This is a genomic window from Streptomyces sp. SID8352 (assembly GCF_009862265.1).
Taxonomy (GTDB): domain Bacteria; phylum Actinomycetota; class Actinomycetes; order Streptomycetales; family Streptomycetaceae; genus Streptomyces.
On record NZ_WWGX01000104.1, the window covers coordinates 101,338 to 125,160 of the forward strand.

Below are 23,823 nucleotides of genomic sequence, written 5' to 3' on the forward strand. Positions count from 1 at the left end.
ACGCCGCAGGGGAGCGTCCGGGCCACGGCTCCGGCACCGACCGGCACCGGAGCCCCGGCGGCCCCGGTCCGGCCGGTGCCGTCCGGCCCCGGCCCCGGCGCGCTGGTGGCGGCGCCGGGGTCACACCCAGCCGCGCTCGCGGGCCAGCAGCGCGGCCTGGGCCCGGCTGCACGCGCCCAACAGGGCCAGCAGGTCCGAGACATGGCGCCGGTAGGTGCGCAGCGACATGCCCGCCTCCCGGGCGCCCGCCTCGTCCTTGGTGGCGGTGCACATCAGGAGCAGCACCGTGCGCTGGGTCCCGGTGAGGCTGTCCGTGCCCGGCTTCGCGGCGGGGTGGTCGGTGAGGTCCGTCGCCGCCGCACACAGCCGTTCGAAGAGGGTGACGAGACTGCTCACCGGGCCGCTCTCCTCGATGCACAGCACGCCCCGGCCGATGTCGTGCGCGTCCACGGGGACCAGCGCCGTGCGCCGGTCGTAGACGAGCATCAGTTCCGAGAGCCCGTCCGCGACCCTGACCTCCGCGCCGTCGGAGCGCAGCCGCCGGAGATGGTCCGCGCCGGTCGCGGAGGTCGGCGCCTCCGTCCCCACGAGGACCCGCACCCGGACACCGCGCCGCAGGCAGCGCAGACCGAGGGAGAGGGTGTGGGTGGTGCTCAGCGGAGCCAGGGCCCGGTTGGGCACGGCCGCCAGGATCTCGGCGTCCGCGTGGAAGGCCGCCCGGTCGATCCGGGCGAGGGTCTGCCCCAGGTCCTCCAGCCGGTCCAGGGCGACCGCGGCCCCCGCGTGGACGGCACCGCCGCCCGCGAAGGAGGGGGCGGGCGCGTCGCGCCGCAGGGAGCGCAGGATCGGCCGCGGGTCGGCGAGACGACGCAACGTCCGGTAGGCGGAGTCCAGTTGCTCCTCCGTCAGCCGCGCCACGACCACCCCGGGGTCGGTGGCCCAGGTCCGCGCCTCGCTCCCGTGCAGCAGCCCCCGGTCGCGCAGCCGCGCCGCGGCCCGGTCGACGCCCTCCCCGTCCATCGGTGAGACGGTCCGCGCGTCACGGACGGCGGCGCCCGGATTCCGCAGGAAAAATCGGTACACCGCCTCCTCGGTGCTGCTCAGACCGAGTGGCGACATCGTGTGGGTCCCCATGACCCTCCCCTTGTACGAGTCCGGCGGGACGACGGAGCACAAGTTTGCCCGGGGAGACGGTGCGCGAGGTCTCAACGCGGTCTCACGACCGGCTGGTACCAGGGACGTTCCTCTGACGTGAGCACTTGAATGATAGGACGCGGATCGCTGTGACGGGAGGTCGTGCACCGAAGTGATACTGGAGGTCCGATGGCCGAGGCCCCCGCGGCCGCGCCGCCGGTACGAGCCACGCCCGATTCCCCGCGGGAGGTGATGGCAAGCCGCGAACTGGCCAATCTCACCGGCCCGCTCGGCAGCGGCAAGTCCCGGCTCGCCGCCGGGCTGCGGCCCGCGACCCTCCTGGACCTCGCCCGGCCCGGCGCGGTGGAGCGGCTGCCGGCCGCGCCGGCCGAGGACACCGCGGGCCCGCTGGTCGTGGACGGCGCCGACGCCGGCCCCGTCCTGTCCGCGCTGGAGCCGCTGCGGCTGCGGCCCCGGGCGCCGGCCCACCGCAAGGAGTCGCCGGCCGCCGAGCCCGCCGCCCGCCGCCGCAGCCGTCTCGCCGAGGGGGTCACGGCCCTGGCCGACGACGACGCCGTCCGCGAGACCATGTTCCCCGTCAGCGTGACCCGGGACGTGATTCACTCAGCCGCCCCGGACGACGCCGACGCCATCGGCGCCCTGATGCACCGGCGGGCCCGGCACGGCGGGCCGGACGTCCGCTGGACCGGGCGCATGGTGGAGCGCTGGCTCGTCGACGACCCCGCCGGCTTCCAGCTCGTCCGGGACGACCGGAGGCCGGATCATCGGCCTGATGAACACCCAGCACGTCACCGAACGCACCATGAGGGGTGTGGAACCGCTGCTCCGGCACGGGCTGGACCTGGTGGGCGGCGGGCTCACTGGGGAGCGGAGCGCTCGGTGAGGGGCGCGGCGGACACCGGGACGGCGGGAGCGGAGGAGCGGCGGGCGCCGGGACGACGGGAGCGGAGGACGGCGGGGCCCGTCGGCGGCCCGGGCCGGGTGCCTCAGCGGTAGACCTCGCCCGGCCGGGCCCTGCCGGGGGCCAGGAGCTGCGGCACCGTCACGAAGGTGTAGCCGCGGGCGGTGAGGGCGTCGATGATGCCGGGCACGGCGGGCACGGTGCCGTCGTAGATGTCGTGCAGCAGGATGATCCCGTCCCGTGACGCCTGGTCGAGGACGCGCTCGGTGATCAGGCCGGGGTCGGTGGTCCGGTAGTCCTTGGCGGTCACCGTCCACAGCACCTCGGACAGGCCCAGGTCCCGGGAGACGGCGTGGACGGTGTCGTCGGTGCGGCCCTGGGGCGGGCGCATCAGCGTGGGGCGGCGGCCGGTCAGGCGCACGATCGCCTTGTTGGTGCGCTCCAGTTCCTCGCGTATCTCCTCCGGTGCGGCGTCGGTGAGTATCCGGTGGGTCCAGGTGTGGCTCGCCACCTCGTGGCCCTCGGCCGCCATCCGCCGCACCAGCTCGGGACGGGTGTCGATGTGCCGCGCGCCGAGCAGGAAGAAGGTCGCGGGGACCCGCTTCTCCGCGAGGACGTCCAGGAGCCGGGCGGAGTTGCCGCTCGGTCCGGCGTCGAAGGTCAGGGCTATGCACTTGGCCTGCCGGCAGTCCGCGGCGCCGAAGGGCGCCGGGTCCCGGGTGCCCGCGGAGTCGCGGACGGCGCCGGGAGAGGTGGTTTCCAGCCGGGTGCAACCGCTCAGCGCGAGGGCCAGGGCGGTGGCCGCGGCGGCCACCACGGTCCCGGGCAACCTCGTCCGAGCTTCTTTCCTCTTCTTGGTCAGCGAAAGCATGCGGGGACTGTACGTTGAGCGTATAGACGACTTTCAGTCACCCCCCTCAACGGGGTCGAGTGAAAGGGATGCCAGGTGGGCGGCCTGTCGGCGGTCGGAGGGGATCGGTCCGGGGCGCGCATCCGGCCAGTGTTCGTACGGGGCCGGGAACCACCGTCGGGGGCGACGCGGACGTGGCTCGCCGGAGCGGAACGGGTTGCCGGGTTTGAGGCCCCGGCGGTGCGGCACCCGCAGGAATCGAGCCGGGGCGCGTGCGGAGCCCCGACGCCGGCCAGTCCGGCCCCGAGTCCCCGCCCGAGCCCCGGTCCCTGCCCGCACCCCCGCCGCCCGCACCCCGGATCGCCAGATCCGCAGAGCCCCCAGGTCCGCAGAGCCCCGGCTCGTGGCGCCGGAACCCACGGCCCCCGGGCCGCCCGGGACGGAGCACCTCCATGCGCATGCGCATCCTCGGTACCGACCTCCTGACCACGATCCACGACGGCACGGGCCGCTCCGACGGCACCGGCCGGTCCGGCACCGGCCGACCCACCGGTGGTCGATCGGCCCGTGTGCTGCGCGATCCCCGCTCCGGCGCCGGGCCGCTGCCTTCCGCCCGCCCGGCCGGGCCCGTGGAGGGCGGGCCGGACCGGGCACGGGGCCGCCGGGAGCGGGGGCCCGCGTGACCGGGACAGGGGGCATCGGATACGCCGTCGTCATCCCCACCCTCGTGCGCGACACCCTGGTCGACTGCCTGGCCGCGCTCGCCGCCGCGCACGGACCCGTCCCGGACGAGATCGTCATCGTCGACGACCGGCCGCCCGAGTGGGACACCGCCGTGCCCGGCGACCACCGGGGCGGCGCCGCACCCGGACCGGGAGCGGCGGCGGACGCCCTGGACCACCCGCTGAGCGTCCTCGGTGACCTCTGGGACCGCACCCTGGTGCTGCGCAGCGGCGGACGGGGACCCGCCGGCGCCCGCAACGCCGGCTTCCGGGCGGTCACCGCGCCGTGGACCGCCTTCCTCGACGACGACGTCCAGGTCGGCCCGTACTGGTACGACCAGTTGGCGCGGGACCTCGCCGAGGCGGACCCCGACACCGCCGGGGTCCGGGGCGTGATCGCCGTGCCGCTGCCCGGGGGGCGCCGGCCCACCGACCGGGAACGCGGCCTCGCCGGGCTCGCCCGTGCTCCCTGGAGCGCCGCCGACATGGTCTACCGCACCGAGGCGCTCGAACGGGTCGACGGCTTCGACGAACGCTTCACCCGCGCCTTCCGGGAGGACGCCGACCTCGCCCTGCGCGTCCTGGGCGCGGGCTGGCGCATCCGGCGGGGCCGCCGCACCACCCGCCACCCGGTGCGCCCCGCCTCCCGCTGGGTCTCCCTCGCCGAGCAGCGGGCCCACGCGGACGACGCACTGATGCGCCGTCTGCACGGGCCCGACTGGTGGGCGAAGGCGGTCGCCCCCCGGAGCCGGATCCGCCGCCACGCCGCCGTCACCGCCGCCGGGGCGCTCGCCCTCGTCCTCGCGGTGGCGGGCCGCCGCCGGGCCGCCGCCGCGGCGGGGCTCTGCTGGGCCTCCGGCACCGCCGCGTTCGCCCGGGAGCGCGTCGCCCCCGGGCCGCGCACCCCGGGCGAGGTCACCACGGTGGTCCTGACCAGCGTCGCCATCCCGCCGCTCGCCACCTGGCACCGGCTGCGGGGCGAGTGGCGCCACCGTGCCGCCCGCGCCTGGCGGGAGGTGGCGCCGTGACCCCGGCCGGGGGCCCGTTCCCGCCCCGGGGCACGGCCCCGGACCGCCGCCGTCCGCGCGGAACGCCCGGCGCCGCGGGAGCGGCCGACGCCCTCCACGCGGGTGCCCCGAAAGCCCACGGTCCTCGGGGGGACGCCGCCGCGGCCCCTGCCGTGCCCGGCCCACCGGGGGGATCATCCCCCCGGCGCGGCGGGCGGGGGCCGTCCCCGCGCGACCGCCCGCCCGCGCCCGGCCGCAAAGCCCCCGCCGCACCGCACCCGGTGCCCACTCCGCCCGTCGGTCCCCGTGCCGGAGCGGTCCCCGACCGCGCCGTCGCACCGACCGCACCCGCTGGGGGCCTCCCCGACGCCGCGCCGCCCGCGCGGCCTGCCGTCGGCGAGGCCCCCGCGACCGCCCCGTCCCGCTACGGGCTGACCCGCTTCCCGGACGACCGGGAGCGGCTGCCGAAGGAGGTGACCCGATGAGGATCGCCATGGTGTCCGAGCACGCGAGCCCCCTCGCCGCGCTCGGCGGGGTCGACGCCGCCGGACAGAACGTCCATGTGGCCCGCCTCACCGAGCAGTTGGCCAAACGCGGCCACGACGTCACGGTCTACACCCGCCGTGACTCGCTGGACCTGCCCGACCGGGTGCCGCTGCCCGGCGGCGCCGTCGTCGAGCATGTGCCCGCGGGTCCGGCCGAGCCCGTGCCCCGGGACGAACTGTCCCCCTACATACCGACGTTCGGCGCCGCCCTGGCCCGCGCGTGGAGCCGCCGGCGGCCCGACGTGGTGCACGCGCACTACTGGATGTCCGGCATGGCGGCCCAGATCGCCACCGGACCGCAGGAGTTGCCGCTCGTGCAGACCTTCCACGCCCTCGGCAGCGTCAAGCGGCGCCACCAGGGCAAGCGGGACACCAGCCCGGCCGAACGCGTCGCCGTGGAGCGGCGGCTCGCCCGCGCCTGCCGTGTCCTGGCCACCTGCACCGACGAGGTCCTCGAACTCGGCGACCTGGGCGTGCCGACCCGCCGGATCTCGGTGGTCTCCTGCGGCGTCGACGCCGGGCAGTTCCGCCCCGGCGCCCTGGGCACCGGCGTTCCCCCGCGCGGCCGACGGTACCGGCTGCTCGCCTGCGGACGGCTCGTCGCCCGCAAGGGGTTCGACCACGCCGTCCGCGCCCTCGCGGGGATCCCCGACGCCGAACTCCTCATCGCGGGCGGCCCCCCGGCCGAGCGGCTCGGCACCGACCGGGAGGCCCGGCGCCTGACCGCCCTGGCCCGCCGCCTCGGGGTCGGCGACCGGGTCACCCTGCTCGGCTCGGTGGCACCGGACGACATGCCGGCCCTGCTGGGCAGCGCCGACGTGGTGCTGTGCACACCGGTCTACGAGCCGTTCGGCATGGTGCCGCTGGAGGCCATGGCGTGCGCCGTGCCGGTGCTGGCCACCGATGTCGGCGGCCATCGCGACTCCGTCGCCGACGGCGTCACCGGCCGCCTCGTCCCCCCGAGGAACCCGGACGCCGTCGCCGCCGCGGCCCGCGAGCTGCTCGCCGACGCGGAACTGCGCGACCGCTACGGCAGGGCGGGCCGCGACCGCGTCCTCAAGCACTACACCTGGCACGACGTGGTCGAGGGCACCGAGCGGGTCTACCGCCTCGCCCTCGCGGAGCACGCCCAGGTACAGGAGGGGGCCTGATCCGGTGGCCCCCAGGTCCTCGGAAGCGCCCTCGGACCACCGAGTGGAGCGGGCCGCCCGGCCGGACCGGTCGGGCGGCCTACCCCGACGCGGCCCCCTGCCGCAAGGCAGGGGGCCGCGTCGGCAGGGGGCCGCGTCGGGGTACGGCGTGCGGCCCGGCTCCGGTACGGCGCACGCCCCGGTCAGCGCCCCGGCCGGGTCAGCGTCGGGGGCGCACCGGGGGGTCGGAGCGCTGGTCCCGGCGCCGGGCCAGCCGGAGCGCCGCGAACAGCGTCAGCGGCCCCACGGCGGCGAAGGCCCAGAGGACGCCCGACGCCGCGGTGACGGCGCCGGTGACCAGCAGGACGACCGACAGGGCGAGGAGCAGCAGCACCGTCAGGGTGTGCGGACGGTACGCCGCCAGCCGTGCCGGGTCGGGAAGACGGCTCAGGCGCAGGGTGCGCAGCCGCCGGTCGAGTCGGCGGTCGTGGCGCAGGGCCCGTTCCATCTCGTCGAGGATGCGCTGCTCGTGCTCGGGCAGCCGGCCGGTGGTCACGATGGTTCCTCCCGGTCGAGGACCGATGCGCACCGAGTGCCACGCCTGCGCCGCCCCAATCGGCCGACACCGACCCGCACCGTCACGCCTGCCCCAGCTCCCTGCGCCTGCCCCAGCTCCCTGCGCCTGTGCCCGCCCTGCGCCCGTGCCCGCCTGCCTCGCGTCTGTGCTCGCCCGCCCCCGTGCGCCGGTGCTCACCCGCCCCGGTCCCGGTCCGCACGTCGGCACCGGCTCCTCCGTCCGGCTCCGGCTCGGCTTCGGCCCAGGCTTCTCCGGCCTGGCTTCCCGACTCCGGCAGGCAATCACCGCCGGCCCCGACTCCTCACCGCGGCCTTCGGACATTCTTTGTTCGACTCCGGCCTCGGCTTCTCCTTCCGGTTCTCCTTCCGGCTTCCTGTCTGGCTCGGGCCTCGGCTTCGGGACGGCCCGTCCGGTCTGGGGCTCGGCTTCTCCGGTCCGGCTTCCTGTCCTCCGGCCTCACTGCGGGACCGGGCTCCTCGCCCCTGCCTCCGGCTCCGGCTCGGGCCTCGGCTCTGGTTCCCGGACGGCCCGTCCCGCCTCCGGCGTCCGCCTCGGGCCTCGGCTCCGGCTCCGGGACGGCCAGTCCGGCTCCGGTCCCTCTTGTCTCCAGACCCTCCGGCCTGGATGCCCCCCTCCGGCCCCGCCGCCCGTCCATGCACCGGGCCCCGGGTCCGACCCGACCGCGCCCCCGGCCCCGTCCCGGACGGACGGTGCGGGAGGGCTACTCCGTCGCCTCCACGTTCACATCGGCGTCCAGCACCCCCTCCATCAGGAACAGGTCGGAGGTCAGGGCCACCGGGTCCTCGGTGCCCTCCAGTCGCAGCAGTACCCTGGCCGCCGGGTCCGTGCGCCCCGGGAGCTGCTCGGCGGTCACCCGCAGGATGCGGAAGCCGCGCCCGGTGCACACCTCCATCAGCCGCGGCAGCAGCGCCCGCCCCGCGACGTACGTCAGACGCAGTTCGACGGTGCGCGCCGCCGCGTCCTTGACCAGGCGGGACACCAGCGGCGGATACCCGCGCACCACGACGAAGTGCAGCGCCGTGGTGGCCAGGGCAAGGACGGGCAGCCCGCCCCCGCACGCCATGCCGACCGCGCAGGTCAGCCAGATCGTCGCGGCGGTCGTCAACCCCCGCACCGCATCACGCCGTACGAAGATCAGACCACCGCCGATGAAGCCGATGCCGGAGACGACCTGCGCCGCCACCCGGGACGGGTCGAGGGCGACGTGGTCCATGCCCAGCACACTGGCGAAGCCGTGCTGGGAGATCTCCATCATCAGCGCGCTGGCCACCCCGACCAGGGTGTGCGTCCGCAGCCCGGCGCTCTTCTGCTGCGCCTCCCGCTCCAGCCCGATCAGGCTGGACAGCAGCAGGGCCAGCCCCAGTTCGGCGAGCTGGCGCACTCCCTGGCCCTCACCGATGTCCCACAGCGACACCGCAAGTTCCCGCATCCGGCACCTCCCTGGCCCGTTCTACACCTCGCCGCCCGCTCCGGCGGCGGTTCCGCGCGGACACGGACCGCACGTGTCGGTTCGCGCCGCGTCACCACGGGGGCCCTCGTGCCCCGAGGCACCGTCGCCCCGGAGGGCCGGGCGCCGAGGTGCCGGGCACGGCGGATCAAGTCCCCCTCCGGCCACGGCCGAAGCGCGGGCCGCCCGCTCCGGCCGTGGGGACGTCGGCCACCGGCCTCGGCGCCGTTGGCCCCGTGCACGGTGACCCGGGGCGCGCGGGCTCCGGGCACCGCGACCCGAGCGCGGAGGCCGCCGAGCGCCGAGCACCCGAGGCCGGGCTTCGGGCGCGGAGGCGCCGAGGCCGCGCTTCGGGCGGTGGCCCGGACACTGCGGCCGAGGCGCCGCGCCCCGAGCAGGGGCCCCGGACCCGAGGAACCCCCGGGCGCGACGCCCCCGTTCGCGCGGGCGCCGGTCGCAGGAGGGCCGATGCCTTCGGCCCCGGGGTTCCCGGCTCCCGCGCCGACCCGGACCGGAGCCCACCGGTCCCCGTGGCCCCGTGGCCCCGTGGCCCCGTGGCCCCGTGGCCACTCGCCCCACATACCCGCCCGGGTCCGGGCCACGCTCGCGGGAGCCCTCGAACCCGACTCCTCCGGAGCCCCGTTGCGCCGCCGTGCCGGGTGCGGCGGCGCCCCGCGGACGCCCGTCGGGCGGAGGACGGAACCGGTCCTCGCCCCGCGGACGCCCGTCGGGCGGAGGGCGGAATCCGTCCTCCATGGGCGTTACCGTGCCCGCATGACCTCCAAGGCATCCCCGACGGCCCCCGCGCTCGGCACCCGGGCGCTCAACCGAGCGACCCTCGCCCGGCAGGCGCTGCTGTGCCGCGCGCCGATGTCCGCCGAGGCCGCCGTCGGCCATCTGGTCGGGCTCCAGGCGCAGAACGTGAAGCCGCCCTATTACGCGCTCGCCGCCCGCCTCGACGGGTTCGCCCCCGACGACCTGGCCCGGCCGATGGCCGACCGCCGGGTCGCCCGCATCGTCACCCTGCGCTCCACCGTCCACACCCACACCGCCGACGACTGCCTCACCCTGCGCCCGCTGGTGCAGGCCGCCCGCGATCGCGAACTGCGCAACTTCCGGGCCGGGTTGACCGGGGTCGACCTCGACACCCTCGCCGTCCTGGCCCGGGAGCTGGTCGAGGAGGAGCCGCGCACCATGGGGCAGCTCCGGGAGGCCCTGGGCGCCCGGTGGCCCGAGGCCGACCCGGCCTCCCTGGCGGTCGCCGCCCGCTGCCGGCTGCCCCTCGTCCAGGTCACCCCGCGCGGGGTGTGGGGCAGGAGCGGTCAGGTCGCGCTCACCACCGCCGAGCACTGGTTCGGACGCCCGTCCGAGCCGGCCCCGGCGCCGGACGCCACCGTGCTGCGCTACCTCGCCGCCTTCGGGCCGGCGTCCGTGAAGGACCTGCAGAGGTGGTCCGGGCTGACCCGGACGCGGGAGGTCTTCGAGCGGCTGCGTCCCCGGCTCCTCACCTTCCGGGACCCCGGCGGCACCGAGCTGTTCGACCTCCCCGACGCGCCCCGCCCGGACCCGGAGACCCCGGCGCCGCCACGCTTCCTCCCGGAGTTCGACAACCTGCTGCTCTCCCACGCCGACCGCACCCGCGTCGTGCCGCCCCGCCACAAGGGCCGCACCTGGAAGGGCAACCAGGCGTACCGCACCCTCCTGGTGGACGGCTTCCTCGCCGGGCTGTGGGTGCTGACGGACGACGCCCTCGTGGTCGAGACCTTCGAGCCGCCGACCGGCGGACAGCGGGCGGAGATCACCGCCGAGGGGGAGCGGATGCTGGCGGTCATGCATCCGGGGGAGAGCCGCGGTGTCCGCTTCGGGATGGTACGCGGCTGACCCGGCCCCCGCGTGTCGGAGGGGCCGGGCCGGAGGGGTTGGAAAGGGGGCGCTGCGGGCCGCTCGTGGAGGCCCGCAACGCCCCCCGGCATCTCACCTGAGGGGTGCTCAGGACATCCGGGGTGCGCGAGGGAGGCACCGGCCGGGCGCGGGACGTGGACCGGTGCGGGAGGACCGCGGGGAAGCGGGCGGGCCGCCGGAGAAGAAGGGGCGGGCCGCCGGGCCGGAGGGGGGCGGCTACGGAAGCGGGAGCCGGGCCGCGGAAGAGATGGTCCCTGCCAGGACGCCCCCGGTGACCGGGGGTCCGCCGCTGTCGCCCTGGCAGGTGTCCATGCCGCCGGCACGGGTCGGTGCGCCGGTACGGGCCGGGGCGGCGGCCGGTCTGGCGCGGGTGAACCCGGACATGAGTCTCCTCAGGGCTTGCCGGTGGGGGATTCGCCCGGGTGTGGGGGGTGTGCACGGGGGTCTCGGGACAGACCCCCGTATGCCCGGGCGAGCGGCACACCCCTACGGTAGGGCCGCCGCCACCGCCCCCCAATGAGGGAACCCCCTAGTCCCCCGCCACAGGGAAAACCCTCGGTCCCCCGGGAGCGGGCCCCCACCCCCGAGCCATCGACCGGAACCCTGCCCTGACCTGCGGAAACGTTCGGCGCGTGGGCCCGGAGGGAAGGAAGCCGCCTCGCCTTCCCGGCCCGTAGGGGGAGTCCCGGGTAGGGATGGCCCCGGGGGAGCGCCGCCTCCGCACGAGCGGGGGAGGGGCCACCGTCGGGACGGTGCGGTCGGCCGTGCGGCGGCGACCATCGGCAGGGGCGGTGGCCATGGGCCGTGCGGCGGGGCCGGGCGACCCTTGGGGGCGGCGCGGCGGTCGGCCGCGGGCGGGAATCCCGGGGCCCGTGCGCGTGGTGACCGCCGCCCGGGGCGGCCGTGCCGGCGGGCCGTGGCGACGGAGCCGTCAGTCGTGTTGGCGGGTGGCGGCCAGGCGGACGATGTCGACCCGGGAACGGATGCCCAGCTTGCGGTAGACCCGGGTGAGGGTCGCCTCCACCGTCTTGACGCTGATGAACAGCCGGGCCGCTATCTCCCGGTTGGTGGCGCCCTCCATGACCAGCCCGGCCACCTGGCGCTCCATCGCGGCCAGTTCGGTCAGACAGGCCGGCGCGGGGGCCTTCGCCGGTGCGGTCGGCGGCGCGGCGCGGTCCGCGACCGCCGCCTCGACCTGCCGCAGCCACGGCAGCGCGCGACATCGCCGGAACAGCCGCGCCGCCTCCTCGTACGCCTCCTGTCCCGGACCGGGCTCCGCGGCCCGCAGCCGCGCCAGCGCGAACGCGGCCCGCGCCTCCTCCAGCCCGTACCCCAGCGCGCCCAGCCGGTCCCGGGCCGCCGCCAGTTCGGTCACCGCCGCCCCGTGCCGCCCCCGCGCCGCCCGTACCTGCGCCTCGGCGCGGTCCAGCACGGCCAGGACCGCCGAGCGGCCCAGCCGCAGCGCGTGCGCCCGGGTCACGTCGATGACCTCCTGCGCCTCGGCGGGCTCCCCGGTCCGCACCAGCGCCTCCGCGAGATCGCCCTGCCAGCGGCCGCGCGCCGGGTCGGTGATGCCCGCCCCGGCCTCCAGCGCCTGCACCCGGCGGAACGCCCGCACGGCGGCGGCGTCGTCGCCCGCGACCAGACGGGCGTGGCCCAGCGCCGCCACGGCGCGCGAGAGGTACACGGCGTCGCCGTCCTCCTCCGCCCGCCGCACCGCCTCCCCGGCCAGCACCAGCGCCCGGTCCACGTCGCCGCCCGCGGCCTCGGCCAGCGCCGCCTGCATGGCGCCCGCGCCCTCCCCGATCCCCGCGTCCCGGGCCAGCGTCAGGCTCTCCCGGGCCAGTTCCAGCGCGCGGGCGCAGTGCCCGGAGTGCAGTTCCGTCTCGGCCAGCAGCCGGACGAAGTGCACCTCGCTCTCGGCCATGCCCCGCCGCCGGGCCTCGCGCAGCAGATCGGTCGCGGCGCTGCGGGCCTCGGCCAGCCGGTCGCCCATCACCAGCCAGCGGAACCGGGCCGAACGCGCCCCGTTGTGGTGGCAGGCCACCCACGGGTCCTGCGGCTCCTGCAACGCCCGTCGAATGGTCTCCGGGGCGTCCGGGTGCCCCATCAGGGTCTCGGCCTGGGCGCGCAGGGCCAGCGCCATCAGCTCGGTGCGCCGGTCCCGCGCCCGCGCGGCCAGCTCGGCCGCGTGCGCCGCCTCGTCGCGGCCCTGCGCGAAGTCGCCCTGCACGACCAGGCCGCGCCAGGCGAGCTGGTAGTGGACCAGGGCGAGCAGCCGGGGATCCTCACCGGCGTCGGCGAGGGCCTGCGGGAAGACCGCGTCGACCTCGCCGATGGCCTGACCGGCCGCCTCGATCACCACCATCCAGGCCCGTACCCGTTCGCCGGGCGCGGTGGACCGGGCCAGCACCTCGCGGGCGATGTCCCGGGCGAGGTCGGCCTCACCGGCGAGGATCGCGTCCTCGGCGGCCACCACCCGGCGCCCGTCCGGGCCGGGGCCGCCGTCCGCCGGGGTGTGCCGGGCGGCGAGCAGGCCCAGCGCGGCGGCCACCGCGGGCGCGCCCCGGTCCCGGGCCAGGGCGGCGGCCCCGGCGAGCCGCGCGGCGACGCCCGGGTCGGTGCCGGTGGTGGCCAGGGCCAGGTGCCGGGCGCGCTCTATCGGGTCGGACGCCGCCGTGGACAGCGCCGCGTGCACCGCCCGCCGCTCCGGCGCGGGTGCCTCGGCGTACAGCGCGGCGGAGATCAGGGGGTGCGCGAAGCGCAGGGTGGGGCCCTCCGGATCGGTGGTCAGCAGGCCCAGCTCCACGGCCCGCGCCGTCTCGGCCTCGGCCTGCTCCCGGCCGGCCGCGCGGAGCAGGGCCGGGGTGGGGCGGGCGCCCGCGCTCGCCACCAGGAGGGTGCGGCGGGTCTCCTCGGAGAGCATGTCCAGCCGGCTGAGCACCAGGTCGCGCAGCGAGGTCGGCACCGGCAGGGGCTCGCCGGGGCGGGGTGCGGCGGGGCTCTCCGCCAGGGCGCGGCCCAGTTCCAGGGCGAAGAGGGGGTTGCCGCCGCTGGTGCGGTGGATGTCCCGGACCGTGGAGCGGGGCAGTCCGGTGTAGCCGCGCCGGTCGAGCAGGGCGGACACCTGGGCGCGGTTCAGCGGCCCCAGCCGTACCGCGAGGGTGTCCGGCGGGGAGGCCCGCAGGTGCCGGTGGTACTCGGCGTCCCGTGACTCCGGCCCCTCGGTCCGTACGGCGCACAGCAGCCGTACGCGGGTGTCGCCGAGACGGCGGGCGGCGAAGCCGAGCAGCTCGGCGCTGGCCGGGTCCAGCCACTGCAGGTCGTCGGCGACGACCAGGACCGGGCCCTCCGCGGCGAGCGCGCGCAGCGTGGCCAGCACGGCGAGCCGCAGGGCGAGCCCGTCCCGTTGCAGGGTGGACTCGCCGCGCCCGGTCAGCGCCGACTCCAGCGCGGTGCGCTGCGCGGCGGGGAGCGCGTCCGCCACGTCGTCCAGGACGGTGCCGAGGAGGTCGGCGAGGGCGAGGAAGGGGAGATGGGACTCGGTCTCGGTGGCCGAGCAGCGCAGCACGGCGCGGGCGTCGCGGGCGTGCTCGGCGGCCAGGGCGCGCAGCACGGTCGACTTGCCGATCCCGGCGGGGCCGTGGAGCAGGACGCTGCCGCCGCGGTCGAGCTGCTCCCGAGCGGAGCCGCAGGGCTCCTCACGGCCGATGAGCAGGTCGGTGACCAGGTCGGAAGGGCCCCCGGCGGGCTCCTGGACGTCCCCTCCCACGTGCACCGCTCCCTCCGCCGTCGTGTTCGGGCCAATACTAGGCAGCGGCCCATCCCCTCAAGCAGACCCGGAGAACGTGACCCGAATAACAACCCGGCAAAACCGAACACCCCGCCACCTCCCGCGACCGCGCCCACGGCTACCGGTCCCGGCCCCGGAACCCGCCCCACGGTCCCGTAGGGGACCGCCCCTGGCGCGCGGGCGCACCCTCGGGTCCCGTAGGGGCGTCCCCTCCGGGTGGCCCCCTCCGTACACGCGGGAGGGACCCCGCCGGGCGGGCACGCGGTCCGTACCCGTGGGGGCGTCCGCGCCGGGCGGGCACTCCCTCCCTCCGCACCCGCAGGGGATGACCCCACCGGGGCGGAGCCACCCCGCCGTCCCGTGGGCCCCGCGCCCGGCAGACGCGCACCTCCCGCCCCGTGGGGACGCGCGGCACAGGTCGCCGCGCCCGCTCCGCGGGAGACGGCCCCGCCCCGTGCGGGCCGCCGCCCAGGTGCGCCACCCAGGGGCGCCACCTCCGTCGCGCGCCCTCCGCACAGGCCCCGTAGGACGTCCGCCCCCGGCCGGGCCCGTAGGGCCCGCGCCCGGGACCGTCGCGGTCCCGTGAGGATCGCGTGCCCCCACGGCCGCCCTGCGCGGGCCCCGCTCCGGCGCACCCACCTCGTACGGGCTCCGTCCGCACCGGCCCCGTGGGAGGTCTGCGGCAGTGCGCGTCACCGAGCGCAACGTCCCTCGTAGGGGGCCTTCTCCTGCCCGTAGGGGCGGTCCCTTTCTGGAGCCTAGGCAGGTTCCGTCCGGCCACGCGTACCGGCTTCCCGCCCGCAAGGGGCGCGCTGAACGGGTCGTTCCGCCCGCCGCTCCGCAGGAGACGCCCCGCCCCGTGCGGGGCCGCCCACCCGGGGGCGTGCCCTTCGGCGCACGTCTCCGGGCCCGTAGGGCCCCGGCAGGGCGCCGCGCCCTCCGGCACGCGCACCGCTGCCCGCCCCCGGAGGCCCGGGCCCCGGGCTACGGGAGCCAGCCGCCCCGGCGGGCCGCCGCCACCGCCTCGCCGCGGGTCCTGGCGCCCAGCTTCCGCATGGCGGAGCGGAGGTAGCTCTTGACCGTCTCCGTCCCGAGCCCCAGCCGCTCCGCGGCGATCGCGTTGGTGTCCCCGGCGGCGACGCGGACCAGGACGTCGATCTCGCGGGGGGCCGGCAGGGCGGGGTGACCGGGGGCCGGGCCCGCCGTCAGCAGTCCGCAGGCGCGCAGCAGCTCGTCCCGCGCCGCCGGGTCGTCGATCCGCGGCGCCAGGGCCCGCAGGGCGGCGTGGGCCTCCCGCACCCGCTCCCAGACCGCCGTGTCCGCCCCGCAGGGCCCCGGCCCCCGCTCCGGCCGCGCCGCGGCCAGCAGCTCCGCCGCCTCGTCCCGCACGACCAGCGCCTGCTCCACGTCCCGCGCCGCCTCCACCGCCGCGCTCAGGATCCGGTCGCCCAGCGGCTCGGCCGTCCGCAGCGCCCCGTACAGCACCCCGCGCACCCGGCGCCGCACCACCACGGGCACGGCCAGCACCGAGCGCAGGCCCTCGGCGGCGACGGGCAGGTCGTACTCGTGGCTGATCCGCCGGGAGGCGGAGTAGTCGGCGACGGCGCACGGCCGGGTGAGCGCCACGGCCTTGCCGCCCAGCCCGTTGCCGGAGGTCACCGCGAGGGCGCTCAGCGCGCCGGTCGAGGTGCCGCTCAGTTCGCTGATGCGGATCTGCCGCCGGCCGGGCTCCACCACCCCGCCGAAGGCGACCGGCAGCCCGGTCGTCCGCCGCAGCCGCGCCAGTGCGCCGCGGATCTCCGCCGTGTCGGCCGCCGTCGCCACGCGTTCCGCCCTCTTCCCGCTCCGTCCGGGGCACACCCCCCGTTCGGGGGTAGTGAGACCTTCGTCACGGACTACACGATGACAGAGCCGCGCGGCAAGGCCCGGCACCGAGGAGGACAGATGACGACGGCGACACAGCTCTTCCGCGACGCGCGGGATTTCCTGCTGGAGCACCGCGAGGACTACACCGCGGCCTACGAGGGCTTCACCTGGCCCCGCCCCCCGTACTTCAACTGGGCCGTGGACTGGTTCGACGTCATCGCGGCGGGCAACGAGCGCACCGCCCTGCACATCGTCGAGGAGGACGGCTCCGAGACGCGGGTCTCCTTCGCGCAGATGTCCGAGCGGTCCGACCGGGTGGCGAACCGGCTGCGCGAGTGGGGCGTCGGTGCCGAGGACCGGGTCCTGGTCATGCTCGGCAACCAGGTGGAGCTGTGGGAGACCGCCCTCGCGGCGATGAAGCTGCGCGCCGTCGTCATCCCGGCCACCACCCTGCTCGGCGCCGCCGACCTGCGCGACCGGGTGGAGCGCGGCCGGGTCCGCCATGTGATCGCCCGCGCCGAGGACACCGCCACCTTCGCCGAGGTGCCCGGCGACTTCACCAGGATCGCGGTCGGCGGCGCCCCGGTGGACGGCTGGCTGCCCTACGAGGAGGTGTACACGGCGGCCGCGCGGTTCGCCCCCGACGGCGCCACCCGTGCCGACGACCCGCTGATGCTCTACTTCACCTCGGGCACAACCGCCCGCCCCAAGCTGGTCGAGCACACCCACGCCTCGTACCCCGTGGGCCATCTGGCGACCATGTACTGGATCGGGCTGAAGCCGGGCGACGTGCACCTGAACATCTCCTCGCCGGGCTGGGCCAAGCACGCCTGGTCCAACCTGTTCGCGCCGTGGAACGCGGAGGCGACGGTCTTCATCCACAACTACACCCGCTTCGACCCGTCCCGGCTGATGGCCGAGATGGACAGCGCGGGCGTCACCACCTTCTGCGCCCCGCCCACCGTCTGGCGGATGCTGATCCAGGCCGACCTGTCCCGGCTGGCCACCCCGCCCCGGGAGATCGTCGCCGCGGGGGAACCGCTCAACCCCGAGGTCATCGAACAGATCCGGCGCGCCTGGGGGGTGACCGTCCGGGACGGCTTCGGGCAGACCGAGACGGCCGTGCAGATCTCCAACAGCCCCGGCCAGGCGCTCAAGTCCGGTTCCATGGGCCGCCCCAGCCCCGGCTTCCGGGTCGAACTCCTGGACCCGGTCAGCGGGGCCGCGGGCGTCGACGAGGGGGAGATCGCCCTCGACCTCTCCGACCGCCCGGTCGGCCTGATGACCGGCTACCACGGCGACGCCGACCGCACCGCCGAGGCCATGGCGGGCGGCTACTACCGCACCGGCGACATCGGCTCCCGCGACGCCGACGGCTATCTGACGTACGTCGGACGGGCCGACGACGTGTTCAAGGCGTCCGACTACAAGATCTCCCCGTTCGAGCTGGAGAGCGCCCTGCTGGAGCACGAGGCCGTCGCGGAGGCCGCCGTCGTCCCGGCGCCGGACCCGCTGCGCCTGGCCGTGCCGAAGGCGTACGTGGTGCTGGCGGCGGGCTGGGAGCCGGGCCCGGACACCGCGAAGGTCCTGTTCGAGCACTCCCGCGCCGCCCTCGCCCCCTACAAGCGCGTCCGGCGCCTGGAGTTCGGGGACCTGCCCAAGACCGTCTCCGGCAAGATCCGCCGCATCGAGCTGCGCGAGGCGACCGCCGCCGGTTCGGGGACCGAGTACCGCGAGGAGGACTTCCGGTGACCGCCCGGCCGTCCTACGCCCACGGGACCAGCACCCACCCGCTCCTCGGCGACACCATCGGCGCCAACCTGGACCGTGCCGTCGCGGCCCACCCCGGCCGCGAGGCCCTCGTCGATGTGCCCTCCGGACGCCGCTGGACCTACGCCGAGTTCGGCGCCGCCGTCGACGAGGTGGCGCGCGGACTGCTCGCCAAGGGCCTCGTCAAGGGCGACCGGGTCGGCATCTGGGCGGTCAACTGCCCCGAGTGGGTCCTCGTCCAGTACGCCACCGCCCGCATCGGCGTCATCATGGTCAACGTCAACCCGGCCTACCGGGCGCACGAGGTGGAGTACGTCCTCCGGCAGTCCGGGATCAGCCTGCTGGTCGCCTCGCTCGCCCACCGGAGCAGCGACTACCGGGCCATCGTCGAGGAGGTCCGCGGACGCTGCCCGGCGCTGCGCGAGACCGTCTACATCGGCGACCCGTCCTGGGACGCGCTGACCGCCGGGGCCGCCGCGGTGCCGCCGGAGCGGACGGCCGCGGCGGCCGCCGAACTGAGCTGCGACGACCCGGTCAACATCCAGTACACCTCCGGCACCACCGGCTTCCCCAAGGGGGCCACCCTCTCCCACCACAACATCCTCAACAACGGCTACTGGGTGGGTCGTACGATCGGCTACACGGAGGAGGACCGGATCTGCCTGCCCGTCCCCTTCTACCACTGCTTCGGCATGGTGATGGGGAACCTGGGCGCCACCTCCCACGGGGCCTGCATCGTCATACCCGCCCCCTCCTTCGACCCGGCGGCCACGCTGGAGGCGGTGCGGCGGGAGCGCTGCACCTCCCTGTACGGGGTGCCGACGATGTTCATCGCCGAGCTGGACCTGCCGGACTTCGCCTCCTACGATCTCTCCTCGCTGCGCACCGGGATCATGGCGGGCTCGCCCTGCCCGGTGGAGGTGATGAAGCGGGTGGTCTCGGAGATGCACATGGCGGAGGTCTCCATCTGCTACGGCATGACCGAGACCTCCCCGGTCTCCCTCCAGACCCGGATCGACGACGACCTGGAGCACCGCACGGGCACCGTCGGCCGCGTCCTGCCGCACATCGAGGTCAAGGTGGTCGACCCGGCCACCGGCGTCACCGTCGGCCGGGGCGCCACCGGTGAACTGCGCACCCGCGGCTACGGCGTGATGCTCGGCTACTGGGACGAGCCCGGGCGGACCGCCGAGGCCGTCGACCCCGGCCGCTGGATGCACACCGGCGACCTGGCGGTGATGCGCGAGGACGGCTACGTGGAGATCGTCGGCCGTATCAAGGACATGATCATCCGGGGCGGGGAGAACATCTACCCGCGCGAGATCGAGGAGTTCCTCCACGGCCATCCGAAGATCGCCGACATCCAGGTGGTCGGCGTGCCGAACGAGCGGTACGGAGAGGCGGTCCTCGCCTGCGTCATCCCGCGCGACCCCGCCGACCCACTCACCCTGGAGGAGGTGCGGGCCTACTGCGCGGGGCGGCTCGCGCACTACAAGGTGCCGAGCGAGGTGGCCAACCTCGACTCCTTCCCGATGACCGTCTCCGGGAAGGTCCGCAAGGTCGAACTGCGCGAGAACCACGGGGCGTAGCGCCGGGGCCGGCCGGCCCGCGACCGGCGCCGGGCGGGGGTGCCCGGACCCCGGGGACGTGCCCCGGGGTGCCGTGTCCGTGTGGGCCGGTCGTGGTCCGGCGGCGGTCCCGCCGGGAGGAACCGCCGCCGCGCGGACCGGAGTCGTCCCGGTGTGGGGTGCGGGGTGCGGGGTGCGGGGTGCGGGGTGCGGGGTGCCGGGCGGGGGTCAGCGGGCGGCACGGGCCTCGCGGGGGAGCCAGTCGAAGGCGTCGGCGCCGCGCCGTCCGCCCGGCAGGTACTCCAGTCCGACCCGGCCTCCGTATCCGGCCCCGCGCAGCCGGGCGAGCAGCTCCGCCAGGGGCAGTGTCCCGGTGCCCGGGACGCCCCGGCCGGGGTGGTCGGCGATCTGCACATGGCCGGTCCGCCCGGCGTACCGGTCGATCACCCGCTCCAGGTCCTCACCGTTCACGGCGAGGTGGTAGAGGTCCATCAGGAAGGCGGCGTTGCCCAGTCCGGTGGCCTCGTTGACCCGGTCCGCGACCGCCACCGCGGCCTCGGCGGAGACCAGCGGGTAGTGCGGGGAGTCGGTGGAGTTGAGCGCCTCGACGAGCAGGGCCGCCCCGATCCGGGCGGCGGCCCGCGCGGCCGACACCAGGTTCTCCAGCGCCAGTTCGTCCTGCGCGGCCGGGTCCACGCCCGGGATCCGGTTCCCGTAAAGGGCGTTGAGCGCGGTGCAGCCCAGCGATCCGGCGAAATCCGCGACGACGTCGACGTTGGCGCGGAAGCGGTCCGACTCCGCGCCCGGCACCGACAGGGCGCCGCGGTCCGGACCGGGCAGCATCCCGGCGTAGAAGTTCAGGCCGACGAGCCGGACCCCGGCGGCCTCGATGGCCGTGCGCAGGGCGTCGAGCCGGGAGCGCGGGGGAGTGGGCGTGTCGGGCCAGGGCCACCACAGCTCGACCTCGGTGAACCCGGCCGCGGCGGCGGCCGCCGGGCGTTCCAGGAGCGGGAGTTCGGTGAAGAGGATCGACAGGTTGACGTCGAACCGGTGGCCGGCGGCTCGGCTGGGATCGAATCCCGGCATGTGGCCACGCTCCCTTCCGTCCTGGACGCTTCCGCATGGTGGCGTACGCGTTCTGCTCCACGGAAGGATATCGCCGGGATTCCGGGCTTCTCGGAAGGGGGCGGCGGAAACGGTCACCGGACGTTAGGTTGACCGGGTGCGATTGAGAGTGGAGTTCACGACCGAACCCTTCGACCTCGACGAGGTGCCCGCGCACGCGGCCGTCGCCCGCCGGGTGGTGGAGGGCGCCGGGCTGGACACGGTCGACGTCGGTCCGTTCGGCAACACGGTCGAGGGCGGCGCCGACGCGGTGCTGGCCACCGTGGACGCGCTGCTGCGCAGCACCCTGGCGGCGGGCGCCACCCGGATCTCCTTCCAGGTCAATGTGGCCGGGGAGGAAGGGCGGTGACCGGCACCGGACGGGACTCGTTCCTCGCGGCCGTCAAGCCCCTCGTCGACGCCGTCGGCGGCGAACTGCTCCCTCCGGGCGCGGCGGGCGCCGAGGACGTGCTGCTCTCCTGGGAGGGCGCCGACGTGGCCGCCGTGCGCCTGCCCCGGCTGGCCGACTCGCTCGGCCGGATACTGACCGCGATGGAGCGCCGGCACGGCAGGCCCCTCGCGGAACTGGACCGCAAGGCCAAGCAGGAGGTCGTACGGACCCTGGAGGCGCGCGGCGCGTTCACCGTGCGGCACGGCGTGGAGATCGTCGCCGGGGCTCTCGGGGTCAGCCGCTTCACCGTCTACAACTACCTCAACCGGGAGAAGGGGATCTGATCCCCGGCGCGGTCGGCGCGGTCGGCGTGCCCGGCGCGGTTCGGCGTGGGCTCGGCCCGGTTCCGCGCGGGGCGGCGCCCGGGCGGTGGGGCGCCGGGCGGCGGGTGGCCCGGCCGGTGGCGGGGGCGTCGTGGCCTCGCGGTGGCGCTTCCGCGCGCTCACCGCGGCTGTGCCAAGGGGCGCGGTGACGCGACGGCGACCCGGTGGCGGCGCCGGATTCATCAGGGTGCGGGCGTTTGGGAGAGGCCGCTGACGGAGTTCGCGTCCGCCGCCACCGCGTCCGCTGCCGCCGCGTCCGCCGCCACCGCCGCCGACGGCGGCGGTCGGGCCGAGGGCGAGGGTGCCCGGCTCCCGGCGGTGACGGTGACCCGGTCCGGTCGCGGCCCGTCCGCCGCTCCGCCGGGGTGCCGCCCCGAACTCCGCCCGAGGACAACGGCGTTGCGCCGCGCCTCGACGCGTTCCTCCCGTGTCCTCGCCCGTGGCCCCATGGGTGAGCCCACCCCCGTCGCCGGGCGGTGGCCGGTCCCGTACCGAATACTCAACAAACTGTTGACGGTCCGCCCCGTGGGGCGTTAGCTGGCGGAACGCCCCTTCAGCCCGAGGCCACGGAGGCTGCCGTGACGTCACTTCCCGCGCCGGGCCCGGCCCGCATCAACGCCCTGGAGGAGTCCGCGGCGCTCGCCGTGCTCCACGAGGTGTGCGCCGCCCCGGCCTGGGCCCGGCGCCTGCTCGCCGCACGGCCCTTCACCACCGCCGAGGACCTGTACGCGGCGTCCGACGCGGCCACGGCCGGGCTCACCGCGGAGGATCTCGCCGCGGCGCTGGCGGCGCACCCGCCGATCGGCAGCCCCCCGCCGGGCGATCCGGTCTCCGTCCGCGAACAGTCCGGCATGTCCGGTGTCCCCGGCGCTCTCCGGGAGGAGATGCTCGCGCTCAACCGCGCCTACCGGGAGAAGTTCGGCCATGTCCTCCTCGTCTGTGCCGCCGGCCGGACCGGCACCGAGCTGCGGGACGCGGCCAGGGAGCGGATCGGCAATCCGCCCGAACGGGAGCGCGAGGTCGTCCGCCGCGAACTGGGCCGGATCAACCGCCTCCGCCTGGGGCGGCTCGTCGGACCGGACGCTCCCGCATGAGCGGCGCCACCGCCTCCGTCTCCACGCACGTCCTGGACACCGGCACCGGCCGCCCCGCCCGGGGCGTCGCCGTCCGGCTCTCCGTCCGCGCCGGGCGCACGGACGAATGGCGGGGCCTCGGCGGCGGCACCACCGGCCCGGACGGGCGCTGCGCGGCCCTGCCCGCCGTGCCGGAGGGCACCACTCATGCACGGCTCGACTTCGCCGTGGAGCCGTACGCCGAACGGGACGGCGCGGACCGGGCCGGGGTGCGGGGGACCGCCGCCCCGGTCCCGGACGCCCTCGCGGAGCGGGCCGGCGCGGCGGGGGCGTTCTTCCCGGAGGTGGCGGTCGTCTTCGCGGTCGTCCCCGGCGAGCACTACCACGTGCCGCTGCTGCTCAGCCCGTTCGGCTACTCCGTGTACCGGGGGAGCTGAACCCTTCCTCCGGAGCCCGCCCGGGGCCCGGGGTCCCGCGCGGGCGGGCGCGGGCGTCCGCGCACCGGGCCGGGGCGCGCACCGCCTCCGACCGCGACACCACCCGAGAGGCCCGAGAGGCCCGAGAGAAAGGCCCTGGCAGGCACATGGCCGTCGACCCCCGCACCGCCCGTCCCGTGACGCTGGGCCAGAACCAGTACGGCAAGGCGGAGAACCGCGTCGTCCGGATCACCCGGGACGGCGCCACCCACCACATCAAGGACCTGAACGTCTCCGTCGCCCTCTCCGGCGACCTGGACGACGTCCACCACTCCGGCTCCAACGCCCACGTCCTGCCCACCGACACCGTCAAGAACACCGTGTTCGTCTTCGCCAAGGAGCACGGCATCGCGTCCGCCGAGCAGTTCGGCATCCACCTCGCCCGGCACTTCGTCACCTCGCGGGAGCCGGTGCACCGCGCCCGCGTCCGCGTCGAGGAGTACGCCTGGGAGCGCGTCACCGCCTCCGGGACGGGGCCCGGCTCCCCGGACGGCGCCGGGACGGGGCACTCCTTCGTCCGCGGCGGCCAGGAGGTCCGCACCGCGCAGATCACCTACGACGGCGGCACCTGGGAGGTCGTCTCCGGACTGAGGGACCTGACGGTGCTGAACTCGACCCACTCCGAGTTCCGGGGCTTCGCCAGGGACGGGTACACCACCCTCCAGGAGGCCCACGACCGCGTCCTCGCCACCTCGGTCTCCGGCCGCTGGCGGTTCAGCTGGAGCCACGACACCCAGGAGGCGCCCGACTGGGAGAGTTCCTACGAGCAGGTCAGGACGCACCTCCTCCGGGCCTTCGCCGAGACCTACTCGCTCTCGCTCCAGCAGACCCTCTACCAGATGGGCGCGCGGATCATCGAGCACCGGGCCGAGATCGACGAGGTCCGCTTCTCCCTGCCCAACAGCCACCACATACTGGTCGACCTGGAGCCCTTCGGGCTCGGGAACGACAACGAGGTGTACTTCGCCACCGACCGGCCCTACGGGCTGATCGAGGGCACCGTGCTCCGCGCCGGGTGCGAGGCCCGCATCCCCGCCGACCTCACCACCCTCTGACCCGCGCGGGGTTTCCCTCTCCGCCCGTGCCCGCCGGGTCCCTCACCTCTCCCGGACCCTACGATCTCCCTCCGCACCCGCCGGGTC

The 23,823-nt window shown here is 76.5% G+C and carries 19 protein-coding genes; 12 read left to right on the top strand and 7 right to left on the bottom strand.

The genetic code is table 11. The features are described 5' to 3' along the window. Positions 1–120: 120 nt before the first annotated feature. Positions 121–1,134 (bottom strand): LuxR family transcriptional regulator, encoded by a 1,014-nt coding sequence (locus tag GTY84_RS30395; RefSeq protein WP_161229619.1) that lies wholly within the window; start codon positions 1,132–1,134, stop codon positions 121–123. A 252-nt stretch (positions 1,135–1,386) separates the two neighbouring features. Between GTY84_RS30395 and GTY84_RS30400 the strand changes: the two genes are divergently transcribed. Beyond that, positions 1,387–2,151 carry a hypothetical protein gene (locus GTY84_RS30400; RefSeq protein WP_237532804.1) on the top strand — a complete coding sequence of 255 codons (765 nt, stop codon included), beginning with the start codon at positions 1,387–1,389 and terminating at the stop codon, positions 2,149–2,151. Here the strand turns inward: GTY84_RS30400 and GTY84_RS30405 are convergent. Beyond that, entirely contained in the window at positions 2,142–2,927 is a 786-nt protein-coding gene (locus tag GTY84_RS30405) for a polysaccharide deacetylase family protein (RefSeq protein ID WP_161229620.1), read from the bottom strand. The genes GTY84_RS30400 and GTY84_RS30405 overlap by 10 nt on opposite strands. Before the next feature lie 431 nt (positions 2,928–3,358). Here GTY84_RS30405 and GTY84_RS30410 point away from each other — a divergent pair, with 431 nt between their 5' ends. The 3 genes from GTY84_RS30410 (at position 3,359) to GTY84_RS30420 (ending at position 6,331) form a co-directional block, all read left to right on the top strand. After that, positions 3,359–3,589: a hypothetical protein gene (locus GTY84_RS30410; RefSeq protein ID WP_161229621.1), complete on the top strand. Its 231-nt coding sequence runs from the start codon at positions 3,359–3,361 to the stop codon at positions 3,587–3,589. Further along, positions 3,586–4,656 carry a glycosyltransferase gene (locus tag GTY84_RS30415; protein ID WP_161229622.1) on the top strand — a complete coding sequence of 357 codons (1,071 nt, stop codon included), beginning with the start codon at positions 3,586–3,588 and terminating at the stop codon, positions 4,654–4,656. Before GTY84_RS30410 ends, GTY84_RS30415 begins: the two co-directional genes overlap by 4 nt. 460 nt (positions 4,657–5,116) lie before the next feature. Then, positions 5,117–6,331 (top strand): glycosyltransferase, encoded by a 1,215-nt coding sequence (locus GTY84_RS30420; protein WP_161229623.1) that lies wholly within the window; start codon positions 5,117–5,119, stop codon positions 6,329–6,331. A gap of 199 nt (positions 6,332–6,530) precedes the next feature. On the opposite strand, the gene GTY84_RS34355 is transcribed toward GTY84_RS30420, so the two are convergent. After that, positions 6,531–6,866 (bottom strand): DUF3040 domain-containing protein, encoded by a 336-nt coding sequence (locus tag GTY84_RS34355; protein ID WP_161229624.1) that lies wholly within the window; start codon positions 6,864–6,866, stop codon positions 6,531–6,533. Positions 6,867–7,608: 742 nt separating this feature from the next. Continuing rightward, entirely contained in the window at positions 7,609–8,337 is a 729-nt protein-coding gene (locus GTY84_RS30430) for an MgtC/SapB family protein (protein WP_161229625.1), read from the bottom strand. Positions 8,338–9,129: 792 nt separating this feature from the next. Here GTY84_RS30430 and GTY84_RS30435 point away from each other — a divergent pair. Further along, positions 9,130–10,236: a winged helix DNA-binding domain-containing protein gene (locus GTY84_RS30435; RefSeq protein ID WP_161229626.1), complete on the top strand. Its 1,107-nt coding sequence runs from the start codon at positions 9,130–9,132 to the stop codon at positions 10,234–10,236. A gap of 952 nt (positions 10,237–11,188) precedes the next feature. On the opposite strand, the gene GTY84_RS30445 is transcribed toward GTY84_RS30435, so the two are convergent. Both GTY84_RS30445 and GTY84_RS30450 read right to left on the bottom strand, forming a co-directional pair. Continuing rightward, positions 11,189–14,029 (bottom strand): AAA family ATPase, encoded by a 2,841-nt coding sequence (locus GTY84_RS30445; protein ID WP_345943574.1) that lies wholly within the window; start codon positions 14,027–14,029, stop codon positions 11,189–11,191. 1,005 nt (positions 14,030–15,034) lie between these two features. After that, the gene (locus tag GTY84_RS30450; protein WP_161229628.1) at positions 15,035–15,874 is read right to left on the bottom strand and encodes a LuxR family transcriptional regulator; all 840 of its coding nucleotides are present in this window, start codon (positions 15,872–15,874) and stop codon (positions 15,035–15,037) included. 120 nt (positions 15,875–15,994) lie between these two features. On the opposite strand from GTY84_RS30450, the gene GTY84_RS30455 reads away from it, so the two are divergent. Next, entirely contained in the window at positions 15,995–17,668 is a 1,674-nt protein-coding gene (locus GTY84_RS30455; RefSeq protein WP_161229629.1) for an AMP-binding protein, read from the top strand. Then, positions 17,665–19,275, top strand: a complete 1,611-nt coding sequence (locus GTY84_RS30460; protein ID WP_161229630.1) for an AMP-binding protein — start codon at positions 17,665–17,667, stop codon at positions 19,273–19,275. The genes GTY84_RS30455 and GTY84_RS30460 overlap by 4 nt, the downstream gene beginning before the upstream one ends. 207 nt (positions 19,276–19,482) lie before the next feature. Here the strand turns inward: GTY84_RS30460 and GTY84_RS30465 are convergent, their stop codons facing one another. Further along, the gene (locus GTY84_RS30465) at positions 19,483–20,340 is read right to left on the bottom strand and encodes a TIM barrel protein (RefSeq protein ID WP_161229631.1); all 858 of its coding nucleotides are present in this window, start codon (positions 20,338–20,340) and stop codon (positions 19,483–19,485) included. A gap of 136 nt (positions 20,341–20,476) precedes the next feature. Here GTY84_RS30465 and GTY84_RS30470 point away from each other — a divergent pair, with 136 nt between their 5' ends. From GTY84_RS30470 to pucL, 5 genes are all read left to right on the top strand, one after another. Beyond that, positions 20,477–20,728: a thiamine-binding protein gene (locus GTY84_RS30470; protein ID WP_161229632.1), complete on the top strand. Its 252-nt coding sequence runs from the start codon at positions 20,477–20,479 to the stop codon at positions 20,726–20,728. Next, positions 20,725–21,093, top strand: coding sequence for a helix-turn-helix domain-containing protein (locus GTY84_RS30475; RefSeq protein WP_161229633.1), 369 nt, complete (start codon positions 20,725–20,727; stop codon positions 21,091–21,093). The genes GTY84_RS30470 and GTY84_RS30475 overlap by 4 nt, the downstream gene beginning before the upstream one ends. Before the next feature lie 617 nt (positions 21,094–21,710). Then, positions 21,711–22,226, top strand: a complete 516-nt coding sequence (gene uraD, locus GTY84_RS30480; protein ID WP_161229634.1) for a 2-oxo-4-hydroxy-4-carboxy-5-ureidoimidazoline decarboxylase — start codon at positions 21,711–21,713, stop codon at positions 22,224–22,226. Continuing rightward, the gene (locus tag GTY84_RS30485) at positions 22,223–22,642 is read left to right on the top strand and encodes a hydroxyisourate hydrolase (protein ID WP_161229635.1); all 420 of its coding nucleotides are present in this window, start codon (positions 22,223–22,225) and stop codon (positions 22,640–22,642) included. The genes uraD and GTY84_RS30485 overlap by 4 nt, the downstream gene beginning before the upstream one ends. Positions 22,643–22,788: 146 nt before the next feature. After that, the gene (gene pucL, locus GTY84_RS30490; RefSeq protein WP_161229636.1) at positions 22,789–23,736 is read left to right on the top strand and encodes a factor-independent urate hydroxylase; all 948 of its coding nucleotides are present in this window, start codon (positions 22,789–22,791) and stop codon (positions 23,734–23,736) included. The last annotated feature ends 87 nt before the right edge of the window (positions 23,737–23,823 follow it).